The 12510-nt window shown below is 41.1% G+C and carries 12 protein-coding genes; 5 read left to right on the forward strand and 7 right to left on the reverse strand.

Annotated elements, in window-relative coordinates; genetic code table 11:
• Positions 1-31: 31 nt before the first annotated feature.
• Positions 32-1516, forward strand: a complete 1485-nt coding sequence (locus KDJ85_RS13715; protein ID WP_225820150.1) for a M16 family metallopeptidase — start codon at positions 32-34, stop codon at positions 1514-1516.
• 52 nt (positions 1517-1568) lie between these two features.
• On the opposite strand, the gene KDJ85_RS13720 is transcribed toward KDJ85_RS13715, so the two are convergent.
• Positions 1569-2570, reverse strand: coding sequence for a serine hydrolase domain-containing protein (locus tag KDJ85_RS13720; RefSeq protein ID WP_225820151.1), 1002 nt, complete (start codon positions 2568-2570; stop codon positions 1569-1571).
• A 40-nt stretch (positions 2571-2610) separates the two neighbouring features.
• Positions 2611-3492 (reverse strand): LysR substrate-binding domain-containing protein, encoded by an 882-nt coding sequence (locus tag KDJ85_RS13725; protein ID WP_225820152.1) that lies wholly within the window; start codon positions 3490-3492, stop codon positions 2611-2613.
• Between the two features lie 85 nt (positions 3493-3577).
• Here KDJ85_RS13725 and KDJ85_RS13730 point away from each other — a divergent pair, with 85 nt between their 5' ends.
• A complete protein-coding gene (locus KDJ85_RS13730; RefSeq protein WP_225820153.1) occupies positions 3578-4648 on the forward strand; it encodes an NAD(P)H-dependent flavin oxidoreductase in 1071 nt (356 codons plus the stop codon).
• A gap of 35 nt (positions 4649-4683) precedes the next feature.
• On the opposite strand, the gene yhjD is transcribed toward KDJ85_RS13730, so the two are convergent.
• Together yhjD and KDJ85_RS13740 are read right to left on the reverse strand one after the other, a co-directional pair.
• On the reverse strand, positions 4684-5673 hold the full coding sequence (gene yhjD / locus KDJ85_RS13735) for an inner membrane protein YhjD (RefSeq protein ID WP_225820154.1): 990 nt from the start codon (positions 5671-5673) through the stop codon (positions 4684-4686).
• Positions 5674-5845: 172 nt separating this feature from the next.
• Entirely contained in the window at positions 5846-6250 is a 405-nt protein-coding gene (locus tag KDJ85_RS13740) for a DUF1090 domain-containing protein (protein ID WP_225820155.1), read from the reverse strand.
• Between the two features lie 233 nt (positions 6251-6483).
• Between KDJ85_RS13740 and KDJ85_RS13745 the strand changes: the two genes are divergently transcribed.
• From KDJ85_RS13745 to KDJ85_RS13755, 3 genes are all read left to right on the forward strand, one after another.
• Positions 6484-7326 (forward strand): 23S rRNA (adenine(2030)-N(6))-methyltransferase RlmJ, encoded by an 843-nt coding sequence (locus KDJ85_RS13745; RefSeq protein ID WP_225820156.1) that lies wholly within the window; start codon positions 6484-6486, stop codon positions 7324-7326.
• 138 nt (positions 7327-7464) lie between these two features.
• Positions 7465-8817 (forward strand): glutathione-disulfide reductase, encoded by a 1353-nt coding sequence (gene gorA / locus KDJ85_RS13750; RefSeq protein ID WP_225820157.1) that lies wholly within the window; start codon positions 7465-7467, stop codon positions 8815-8817.
• Between the two features lie 130 nt (positions 8818-8947).
• Complete coding sequence (locus tag KDJ85_RS13755; RefSeq protein WP_225820158.1) at positions 8948-10513, forward strand: tetratricopeptide repeat protein; 1566 nt, start codon at positions 8948-8950, stop codon at positions 10511-10513.
• A gap of 59 nt (positions 10514-10572) precedes the next feature.
• On the opposite strand, the gene KDJ85_RS13760 is transcribed toward KDJ85_RS13755, so the two are convergent.
• From KDJ85_RS13760 to mobB, 3 genes are all read right to left on the reverse strand, one after another.
• Positions 10573-11172, reverse strand: a complete 600-nt coding sequence (locus KDJ85_RS13760) for a glutathione S-transferase family protein (protein WP_225820159.1) — start codon at positions 11170-11172, stop codon at positions 10573-10575.
• A 49-nt stretch (positions 11173-11221) separates the two neighbouring features.
• Entirely contained in the window at positions 11222-11920 is a 699-nt protein-coding gene (locus KDJ85_RS13765) for a helix-turn-helix transcriptional regulator (RefSeq protein ID WP_225820160.1), read from the reverse strand.
• Between the two features lie 69 nt (positions 11921-11989).
• A complete protein-coding gene (gene mobB / locus KDJ85_RS13770; RefSeq protein WP_225820161.1) occupies positions 11990-12508 on the reverse strand; it encodes a molybdopterin-guanine dinucleotide biosynthesis protein MobB in 519 nt (172 codons plus the stop codon).
• Positions 12509-12510: the final 2 nt, after the last annotated feature.

Genomic DNA, 12510 nt, shown 5'->3' on the forward strand with positions numbered 1-12510 from the left:
ATATAAAGATATAAAACACATAGGGGTTTACATGCAGGGCTTGAAAGTTCGGTATATTATCAGTGTTGTATTACTGTCAGTCGCGCAATTTGCGCAGGCTGAACCGTTACAACCCGATCCAGCATGGCAGCAAGGAAAGCTAGAAAATGGCTTTAGCTGGCAATTATTACAAACACCACAGCGCCCGAATGACCGTATTCAGCTCAGGTTAGCCATTAAAGCAGGCTCATTATCAGAAAAAGCGAGTGAAAAAGGTTACAGTTATTTAATCCCTAAAATGGCGCTACTTCATCAAACAGAAGCATTCCCGACGGCGACTTTACAAGAGTTTTGGCGACAGGCTACTGACCCTGATATGCCAATTCCCCCTGCCGTGGTTTCTTATGACTACACAATTTACAGCCTAAGTTTACCGAACAACCGCCCTGATTTAATTAAACAGGCGCTGAGTTGGCTGTCAACATCAGTAGCAGGTGCAACATACACAGAAGCAGCATTGCACAATGGGCTAGAAGCTCAAAATGTGCCTGTCGCAACGCTACCATTAAATGCGAATGATCCCGTTTGGCGTGCGCGTTTGAAGGGTTCAGCCATGATGGGATATGACCCAGGCCAGAAACCTAGTGGGAATGTTGATCTCGCAGGTGTGAATGATTTTTACCAAAAATGGTACACGCCAGATGTGATGACACTCTATGTAGCGGGGCATGTGGATTCACGGATGTTGTCCGATACAATCTCACAAACGTTCTCTGGGCTGCAAGGAAGACGCTCAGAACCTGTTTCTGTGGCGGTATTATCCACTGTTAAACCACAGTCTATTGATATCCTGCAGGATCAACCAGCGCAAGATACCCTGTCTTTAATTTGGGATATTGATTGGTTACCAATTAATGATTCAAACGTTTTATTACGTTATTGGGCGAGTGATTTAGCGCGTGAAGCAGTTTACCGTACGTTACAAAAATCATTTAACCAAAAATTCAATCAAGATGAAGTTGTTCCTGGTTTAGATTGCCGAGTGCAATATCAAAAAGCAACTTGTACGCTTACCGTTACAGCAGCACCAGAAAAAATGGCTGCAGTAGCAGACCTTGTAGCGAGTGAACTAGCAGCAATTAATCAAAACGGGATTTCACCTGAGTTGTTCGATGAGATGATCAAAGAAAAACAGGTGCAGTTGTCTCAGTTGTTTGCTGCGTATGCACGCACCAGTACGGATGTGCTGATTAGCCAGCGTTTGATTTCCCAGCAAAATGGCGTTGTGGATATCGCACCAGAGCAATATCAACGCTTAAGGCAGGCTTTTTTAGCTGCACAAAGCCTTGAGCAAGTGAATATGGAAGCGAGACGTTTACTGTCCCAAGAGGCTGCTTTTGTTTTAGCACAGCCTAAAGATAAGCAAACCATGGATGCAGAAGAAATTCGCCAAAAATTTAATAAAGTCCTTTGGCCGAAAATTCCTGAAACTCCAGAGCCAACTACAGTTGCGCCAGCAACGCCGGCCGCCCAATAATCGATAAAAAGATAGCCTGCGTAAATACACAGGCTATCTTTCTTCCCAGTAATTATTGTTCAGTCAATAATGTTTCAATCACGCTAATCAGTGTGTCTCTTGATTCTTTGTCATCCACAAAGCCCGCCGCGCTGGTTTTTGTTACTGGTGAATAGTAAGCCACAGACCCCCAAAAACCTAAATGGGAATAAAGGGTGATACCGTTAACTTCACTGACCATAATACCCAAGCGATAGCTTTCAGCATCTTTATGGGAACCGACACTTAACATAGTTTTTAGCGTTTCGTGTGAAGCAAAAACTTGCCCTTCAAATAAGGCTTCTAAAAATTGGGCCATTTGTTTGGCGGACATAATCAACCCGCCGCCGCCATAGACATCCATAGAGGCATGAATATGGGTTCCTTCAAACTTGCCAAGGTATTGTTTTGCCCTTGGCGATGCACTTTGTGGTGGTTGTTCTAAATATTCCCAATAAGCACTTTCTAGGCCGATTTTATCAAATTTGAGTAATTCTCGAACAGCTTGACCAAGGGATTGTCCTGTTATTCGCTCGATAATATCGCCGAGTAGAATGTATCCAGTATCTGAATAAATAAAAGACTCTGAGGGGGCAATAAAGGGGAAATGCTTGCGTACATACATCTCAACTTGTTCAAGACGGCTCCATTGGTAATCTGGGCGCTTTATGACCTCTTTAAGGTAATCTGCATCAGCGTGGTCGAGTAACCCGCTACTGTGACTGAGTAAATGGCGAACGGTGATTTGTTGGGTGTTGTATTGAGTACTTAGTAATGAATCATATTGTGGGTCAATCAGCTTGGAAATAGCATCATCAATATTAATTTTTCCCATTTCAGCTAAACGTAAAATTGCTGCAGCGGTAAAGGTTTTCGTATTACTCGCTATGCGTAATGGGGTATTGACGGTAAGCGGGGCGTTATCCAGTGATGCACCTCTGGCGCAAAATGTACCAACGCTTTTTTTAAGTTGGTTATGGTAGTAGAGAGCTACCCCGCAGGATAAGTTTTCCAGTTGTGGGAATACGTTTGTCATCAAAAGTCCTTATCAGGCCGTCAATTGGGAATTTCCCATATTACCCATTATGTGAAGACGTGATGCACGCTTTAAATGCGCTAAATGCAGGTACGTGGTAATTTTCACGATAAATCAACAGGGTGTCACAGGTCGTGATTGGAATACGGCCTAATCGCAATGGCGAAATTGGCATCGACTCGATAAGGTGCTTGGGCAAAAGTGCAACACAGCTTCCCGCAGTGACGCAAGCAATCATGGCGTGGTAAGAATTCATCTCCTGAATATTCCAGTCTAAATTAGCGGGGATCCCCAACCACTGCTCGGCAATATTGCGATAACTGCATCCTTGGGTAAATGCGGCGAGTGAACGAGTTTTAATGTCAACATTATGGCGAGCACTGTGATCGTGTTCAGGGAGTAACAATTGCAATTCTTCCTGCCAAATAACCTCTGTTTTAATACCCATTTGTGAAAACTGGCTAGGCTCATAGAGTGAAGAAGGTAGGGCAACAAAAGCACAATCCAGTTTTCCTGTATGCACTTGCTCAAGGAGCGATAGAGAAGACCCCGTGCGTAGTAATAATCGCGTGGTTGGGTTTTGTTGGTGAAATTGCGCTAGCGGTAAAGGTAACCGACAAGCGGCTGTACTTTCCATACTCCCAATTCGTAATTGTCCACCATCTTGGCCACCGCTTATCACATGGCGAGCTTCTTCTTCTAATGCGAGCAGGCGCTGTGCATAATCAAGAAATTGCCTGCCTGCTTCGGAAAGTTCAAGGCGTTTATTTTGACGGATAAAAAGTGACTCGCCCAAATCCGCTTCCAATTGTTGGATTCGGGTGGTGATATTTGATGGCACGCGGCCTAACCGAGCTGCCGCACGCGTAATGCTGAGTTCGATGGCAACAGTGCAAAATATTTTTAGAGATTCAGAGTTCATTTTCTTTTTATGTGAATGTTATGCTATGTTTATTCTTTAAATAAGAACGTAAAGTGTACCCTGACATCGAGACAAAGGAAAGATAATGAATAACTCAAATGCATTTCTACAGCGCTTAGGTTTACGCTATCCCATTATTCAAGCACCGATGGCGGTTGTTTCAACACCAGCATTGGCAGCCGCGGTTTCAGAAGCGGGTGGTTTGGGGTCATTAGCGTTAGGGGCCAGTTCTGTTGAACAAGCTCGGCAATTGATTACACAAACGAAAGCCTTAACAGACAAAGCGTTTAATGTGAATGTATTTTGCCATCTAACGCCTAAACGCAGTCAAGCAAATGAACAAGAATGGGTTGATTATTTATCATCACAATTCTCGCAATTCAATGCGCAGCCGCCTGAACAATTGGGTGAAATTTACCTCTCATTTCTCGACAACCCCGACATGTTGGCTTTGTTCCTTGAAATGAAGCCCCCAGTAGTCAGTTTTCACTTCAATGTGCCATCAGCCGAGGTTGTTAGTCAGTTAAAAGCACAGGGGATTTATACCATGGCTGCAGCAACCAATCTGCAAGAAGCTCAGGCGATTGAAAAAGCAGGTATTGATGCGATAGTTGCACAGGGAATTGAAGCAGGTGGTCATCGTGGGATGTTTGATGTAAAAGCGCCTGATGATGAACTCACTATGCAAGCGCTGGTGAAATTATTGTCACAGCATACCCATCTGTCAATTATTGCTACGGGTGGGATTATGAATGGCCAAGATATCAAAGCCGCATTAAGCAATGGTGCGGCAGCTGCACAGCTTGGCACCGCATTTTTGTTATGCCCTGAATCTGCGACGAATGCAGGCTATCGTACAAAATTAAAACAGCAAACAACAGATAATACCGCGTTAACATCGGCGATTTCTGGACGTCCAGCTCGTGGGATTATAAATTCGTTTATGGAAGCAGGAAAAAAATATGAACCGAGTAAATTGCCAGATTACCCAATCGCCTATGATGTGGGTAAGCAGCTGAATGCCGCTGCGACAAAAGCAGGGAGTGACGAATTTGCGGCTCACTGGGCAGGCCAAAATGTGGCGAAGGTACGTGAATTGCCCGCTGCTGAACTCGTCGAGATACTGGCTAAAGAGTTACAATCGTCGTGTGATTAGGCAAATCAGGGGGATAGTTCCCCCTGATTAAATGACTAGAGTGTGGCTTCTTGTTGTGAGCCTTTGGGTTCGTCCGTCGCAATCCATGCGGCACAAAATAAGGTTAAGCGAGCAAAGAAGTAGAAGAACGCCATTAGACCTAGCACAGAACCAAATGCGGCACCTGAAGGTGATGACGCCAAATTTGGTAAAATCCACGTCATTACTGATTTAATAATTTCAAAGCCAATCGCGGCTAATAGTGTGCCTTTGAACAAGGAACGGCGGCGGTGTTGCATGCGTGGTAGGATCCAAAATATCCATAAAAACAACAGGAAGTTTGCTGTGATGGATATTCCTAAACCAATTAACGTCCACGCTGGCTTTAGCCACTCAATACCATCTAAGCCCAGTGTGCTGACGATGGTGGCTTGAGCTGAACCTGCAACAGATGTCAGGGTAATGGTGACAATCAGCGCAATTAATAGGCCAATTAAAGCAAAAAAATCACGAATGTAGCGGAAAACGATATTTTCTTGCTCATCTTCATTTCGTTCCCAAACAGGCCTTGATTGTGCCAAAATCGCTAACCGTAAGTTATTCACCCAGTTAACGCCTGAATATACGGCTAATGCCAAACCTGTTAAACCAACAGTTGTCCGCTGGCGAATTGCGGTATCAATCGTTCTTTCTAATGTATTGGCGAGAGTGGGATCAGTAATATTGGCAGAGATGCCGCGAACCAGTTTTTCAAGGAGTTCAGGATTACTGGCTAACACAAAACCAGCAGCAGCAAAGGAGAACATCAATACAGGAATTAACGAGAGAAAAGAAAAGTAGGTGATTGCGGCTCCAAACTGGTTGCCCATGCGGTCAGTAAAACGCTGTGCGGTACGAATTAAATGTGCAATAAAAGGGATCGCGGTAACAAAATTCACCACACGCATAGAAAAAGTGAGCGCTTTTTTACTGCCATCGAGGCTTTTTGTCAGTGTCGCTTTCAGTTTATTGGTTTCTTTTTGTTCGTCTTCCTGCCTATCTGACATTGATGTCCCTCTTATTTTTACTGCTAAATTAGTGCAGTATTTCGAGCAATTTGCTGTTTATTAACGATAACCTGCCATTACTATAGCGTAAATTTACGGATAACTTTACTCCAATGCCTATTTTTCAATGAAAACAGGCATTGAAGTGCGGTTAATAATGAAATGAGAAAGACTAAAGCGCGTCTTTGTAGGTTTGTAATTCAGCTTGAGCTTGTTTTAATTCTTCTTGTGCTTCAGCTAATTTGCGCTCACGTTTTTCGATTTTACTGCGGTCATTGCCCTTTATTTTTTCTTCTTGTAACTCCGCTTCGCGCTCTTGGACTTTTTCGGTTTTTTCGGCGACATCTTTTTGGCTATCACGGTATAAAGATTCAGGTGTGCAATAACGGTTTACATTGTTTAACGCCTGCTCTAAACCATTAACACGATATTGGTTACCATGTTGTTTGGCATATTTAATTTGTTCTTCGATATTTTGTTTTTTAATTTCACAGCCATTTTGGCCTTTAGCAGCCATCGCAGATGCACTAGTAAAAAAAGCTGCATAAATTGTGGTTATGATGAGTAACTTTTTCATTTTTTTCCCCTAAATATATCAAAATTTGTGTTTAGGATAGCGTTTTATGGCATTTAGGTCATGTAAATTTTACTGTCTCCATGACTGTGACAATTATGAGCAAATTTCGCTATAATGGCGCACAAGTATCAATACGGCCTATTTTTTATTCAAAAAGGCGCTCTTTTACGCATCTATTTAATAGTAACTACGATGGTGGTTAGTGTTGAATTTCCTCAGGAAATAAACGTTACATGTTAAGTTATCGTCATAGCTTTCACGCAGGCAACCACGCTGATGTGTTAAAACACACAGTACAAAGTTTGATCATTGAATCTCTCAAAGAGAAAGAAAAACCGTTTTTGTATTTAGATACGCACTCAGGGGCGGGTCGTTACCAATTAACGGGTGAGCATGCAGAGAAAACGGGTGAATACCTCGACGGGATTGCACGTATTTGGGCGCAGCCGGATTTACCTGAGGAATTACTGCCGTATATGAATATCGTGCGTCGCCTTAATGATGGCGGGCGCTTGCGCTATTATCCGGGTTCACCGTTATTAGCCAAATTTTTATTACGTGAACAGGATAAACTGGTATTAACCGAATTACATACCAGCGACTATCCTTTATTACGTGGCGAGTTCCTGAAAGATAATCGTGCACAAGTTTCTCGCGAAGATGGGTATCAACAACTGAAATCAAAATTACCACCACAAAGTCGCCGTGGTTTTATGTTGATGGATCCCCCTTATGAGATGAAAAGTGACTATGAAGCAGTGGTAAAAGCCGTTGTTGAAGGGTACAAGCGTTTTGCTACGGGGACTTATGCGATTTGGTATCCGGTAGTACTACGCCAACAAATTAAGCGCATGGTCAACCAATTAGAAGCAACAGGCATTCGCAAAATTCTACAAATTGAGTTAGCTGTGCGTCCTGATAGCGACCAGCGCGGTATGACGGCATCAGGAATGATTGTTATTAATCCACCTTGGAAACTTGAGCAGCAAATGAAAAATGTGCTGCCGTGGTTGCATAAAACGCTGGTTCCAGAAGGCACAGGACACACGTTAGTTGAGTGGATTGTGCCTGAGTAATTTACCTGATTAATAGGTTATGCCAATTGAAATAACAGGCGTGGCCTATCGTAAATCGCTATTTATCTCATGACAATGAATAGCGACCTGCGAGAAAATGAATCAATAAGTCATTCAATAAATGGGAATAACCAAATTATGAGCAAACATTACGACTATATTGCAATTGGTGGCGGAAGCGGTGGTATTGCATCGATGAACCGTGCGGCGATGTATGGACAAAAATGTGCCTTAATTGAGGCGAAAGCATTAGGCGGAACATGCGTTAACGTCGGCTGTGTACCGAAAAAAGTGATGTGGCATGCTGCGCAAATTTCAGAAGCCATTCGCAATTATGGTCCTGATTATGGTTTCGACACAACCATTAACCGTTTTGATTGGAAAACCTTAATTGAGAGTCGTACTGCTTATATTGATCGTATTCACCAATCCTATGACCGTGTATTAGGGAATAATAAAGTGGATGTGATCAGCGGTTTTGCGCGTTTTGTGGATGCGCATACTGTTGAAGTGAATGGTGAAACCTATACTGCCGATCATATTTTGATTGCAACAGGTGGTCGTCCTGTGATCCCTGCGATCCCAGGTGCAGAGTACGGCATGACTTCTGATGGCTTCTTCGAACTGGCGGATTTACCAAAACGCGTGGCGGTTGTTGGCGCGGGTTATATTGCCGTTGAACTGGCGGGTGTGTTAAATGGTTTAGGGGCTGAAGCGCATTTATTTGTCCGTAAACATGCGCCATTGCGTTCATTTGACCCACTGATTGTCGAAACGCTGGTGGAAGTGATGAACACCGAAGGGCCAAAACTGCACACTGAATCAATTCCAAAAGAAGTGGTGAAAAATACCGATGGTTCATTGACGTTGAAATTGGAAAACGGCCATCAACAGACTGTTGATGCATTAATTTGGGCTATTGGTCGTGAGCCAATGACAGATAACCTGAATATTGAAGCAACAGGTGTCGCGTTAAATGAAAAAGGCTACATCAAGGTCGATAAATACCAAAACACTAACGTTGCAGGTGTTTATGCGGTTGGTGATAACACGGGTGCAGTGGAATTAACACCAGTGGCGGTAGCTGCAGGGCGTCGTTTATCTGAACGCTTGTTTAATAACAAGCCAGATGAGCACTTAGATTACAGTAATATCCCGACTGTTGTATTCTCGCATCCGCCAATTGGTACTGTCGGTTTAACCGAGCCAGAAGCCGTTGAAAAATACGGTGCAGGCAATGTGAAAAGCTATAAATCATCATTTACGGCGATGTATACCGCAGTGACTTCCCATCGCCAACCTTGCCGCATGAAGTTAGTTTGTGTTGGTGAAGATGAAAAGATTGTTGGAATTCATGGTATTGGTTTCGGTATGGATGAAATTCTTCAAGGTTTCGCGGTCGCATTAAAAATGGGCGCAACCAAGAAAGATTTCGATAATACCGTGGCTATCCACCCAACCGCAGCGGAAGAGTTTGTGACGATGCGTTAAGCATTGGCCATCTAAATTTAAAAGCTAAGCTTTGATGAGCTTAGCTTTTTTTTAATTATTATTTAATAGCTTTAATGAAAAATATACATACAATTAGAAATATTATTAATATGGGAATGGTTATTGAGTCATGACAGAGGAACTTAAAATAATTGCTGATTTTTTGACTAATAATTCTGTTAGTATTATTTTTATTACTTTAATTATTATTTGTAGAGCATCTATTTCAAATTTTATATCGAGACTAACTTCTTTATCATTTAAGAATGGTTCATCTTCTATTGGCATGGAGGCTTCGAAACCAACAGATAACAACAATTTGGCAAATGAATCTGCTAGTTCAGGTGAACACTTTATTACAGGTGAGGTTGTTTCTCAAGCCGAAGTTCATCAAGATATGTGGTTTCGAGATATGCACCTTGCATTTTCGGAAGGAAGAGTTGATGATGCTGAACGTATATTCAAAAAACATTGGATTAACGAAGTTAATGATATTGAAAGGCTAAAAGATGAAGCAATGTATTTATATTTCAGATTTGAAAAAGCTAAAGACAATTCGGCAATTGATAAATTAAAAGAACTCACAAAAAAAGCAGAAACAGATGAGTCTAAGTATGATTGCCTTTCTTGGCTTTCTTTTTGTTATCGTGACAGTATGGATTATTCAAGTGAAGTAAAACTATGGCAATCTGCATTGGAAAGTATTTTATCCGAAGAAATAAACATGAAGGTATTTATCAGTTTAATTTATGCTTTAGATCATGATAAACAATCTATAAAATCAAAAGAGATGTTAATTGAAAAACTTAAGAATACTAAAAATATAACCTTTAAAGGAATGATATACTCAGCTCTATCAAGAATAGAAGGTTCATTAGAAAATATGCAGTTGTCAGTTTTTTGCAAGGATAAATCAGTAGAATTTGATTTGTATAATAGATCTGATTTATTTGATTCAGCTTATATAGCTAGTGAAGAAAATTATAATGCTATATCGATAAGTAATTATATAAAACTAGTCAATATTGATTCAGATAATTCAAATGCAATCAATAATTTGGGGGTTATAGCGGATCGGCTGGGTTTACAAGTTAAAGCGGTTGATAATTATAAAATGTCTTCTTCTTATGATAATACGCTAGCAATGGCTAACCAAGGATATTTATTGTTAAATGCAGGATTTACAGCTGATGCAGAAGAAATAGTTTCTAAAGCTCTTCAATTTGAGAATCCTCATAATAATATTCATGCCTTAATTATAGAAATTAATAAAAAGAAAGAGCTTCAAGAAAAGGAATGGAGTGAACTTAAAGATAAATCTTTGGAAAAACAAAGGTTAATTAGGCAATATACAGAACAATATTATCTTGGTTCCCCAAATGATTTAGAGGGAAATTGGTTATCAAATCAAGATACAGTGATTTCTATAATGGTCGAGAATGAAAAAATACATTTGAGTTGGAAGGAAGAGGTGGGTGGAAAATATAATGTTGAGCTAATAGGTGAGGTTTTCGGAGCTTCATTTAAAGGGCGATTTATTAAGAAGGCTGAAAAAAATAATACTTTACTAAGTTTTAATAGTGACATTGATATGCTTTGTTTCGGATATTTCTATAAAGAAGAAAAACATTTTATATTATTCTCACCAGAGATTAAAAATGATTTTCTTATAGTCTTATCCAAAATAAGTAGTTAGTATAGATAGTAGAGTATATTTCCAAAATTAATCTACTATCATACTCCTTACTCGTTAGATTATTTTTCCAGCAACTCTGCAATTGCAGGGATGGTTGCTAAGCTATCAAGGTATTTTTGCATTGCAGGCGTGGCTTCCATAATTTGGTATTTGACTAAAAACATCACAAATGCCCCGACATACACATCGACAGCGGTAAATTGTTCGCCACAAATAAATGGGTTAGCACTATTTAAACCCACTTCTAAGCAGGCCATTGTGCGTTCAACAGAGCCAAAGCCAGACGATTTTTGCTGTTCTTCGTTTAATTGAATACCTAAGCCATTGACTGTAAAGGCTGATTCAATTGGCCCTGCCGTAAAGAAAAACCAGCGATAATAAGCAGCACGTTTTGGATCATCCAGTGCAGGCGCTAACCCTTTTTCAATGAACTTGTCTGCTAAATAAGTACAAATCGCTGCAGTTTCAGTGACGATAGCATCTCCATCAACTAATGCAGGCACTTTCGCCATCGGGTTAATCGCGAGGTATTCAGCAGTGTGCATGTCTGCGCCATAGCCTAGCTCAATGCGTTTGTAAGGAACATCTAGGATTTTTAATAATAAATCGACGGTATTGCCGCGTGACATTGAGTTAGTAAAAAGGACGAGTTCGCTCATGGTTATTCCCTTATATGAAGTTGAGTGCTTACTATAAGGGAGGGCAGTGTCAGAAATTGTCAGGAGAGACACACAACACGTCTTTTTGCCATCGTGCTAATAGATATTCCTTTGGATACGGTAGGTTATCGGAAAGTGCAAAATACGACTGAATACGATCCAAGCGAAAATGACGGTAGCTTTCTCGTAATTCACACCATGCCGCTAAGACTTGGGAATCTTTCATATAACCAATGGCAATTGGCCAAATAACGCGTTCAGTTGATTGGTTTTGGCCATCAAGGTAAGTCATGCGGGCTTTGCACTCTTTTCGTAAACTTAAGCGTAGGTCCTTAGCAATTTTATCATTGATGTCATAATAATGAGTTGTAGGGGCAAATAAGGTGTTTTGATTGAGGATCTTTTGGGCATTCCCCGCGACCACCGCATTGATTTTACTGATTGCACGTATGGCTGAATTTTTGAGCTCAGTATCGGCATTACTTTTTACCCAACGCAAACCTAAAATCAATGCTTCTAATTCATTTTCATCAAAGGTTAATGGGGGTAATAACAACCCTGTCTTGAGTTGGTAACCGATACCTGCTTCCCCAACAATTTCAGCCCCTTGATTTCGGAGAGATTCTATATCGCGGTAGACTGAGCGAATACTTACTTCCAACTGGGAGGCAAGGGCTTCTGCCGTAATTGGATAACGATTTTCTTTTAAGATTTGTAATAAAGTCAGCAAGCGTTGAGTACGAGTCATAAGTCTTGTTTATTTTCATTTAATACGTATTGCGCCTATTCATGTAAGTAATAGGCACAATGTGCGCAGTTATTGGCTTTTTTGCCACCAAGACACAATATAATCAGCCACTTGTTCTGGATTATTGATGTCAAGCTGTGGCACTTGAGTATCAATGATTTCATTACTGGCGACAGCGACTACATAGTTATCGATCAGGCCATTCAGTGGTTTTCCAACCTCAGATCGAAATAACGCGATTTTATCGATCGTCTCATGTTTAAATCCTTCGACGAGAATCAAGTCTAAAGACGCAGGATCAAAACGGCTGGCTAAATAATACAGATCCATTTCTTTGGCTTCTGGTGTTTCTGTCATAAGCGCCCAGCGCTTTTCGCTGGCGACAAGGGTTTGGTCAGCACCTGCTTTACGTAATTCAAAGCTGTCTTTACCCGGTTTATCCACCTCCATATCATGGTGGGTGTGCTTGATTAAACCGACACGGACGTTACGTTGTCTAAGCAGTGGAATGACTTTTTTTAATAATGTTGTTTTACCCGTGCCGCTGTAGGCGGTAATTCCGAGTAGGGGTAGCGTATTTTGTTTCATGG

This window comes from Providencia vermicola (assembly GCF_020381325.1).
Classification (GTDB): Bacteria; Pseudomonadota; Gammaproteobacteria; order Enterobacterales; family Enterobacteriaceae; genus Providencia; species Providencia vermicola.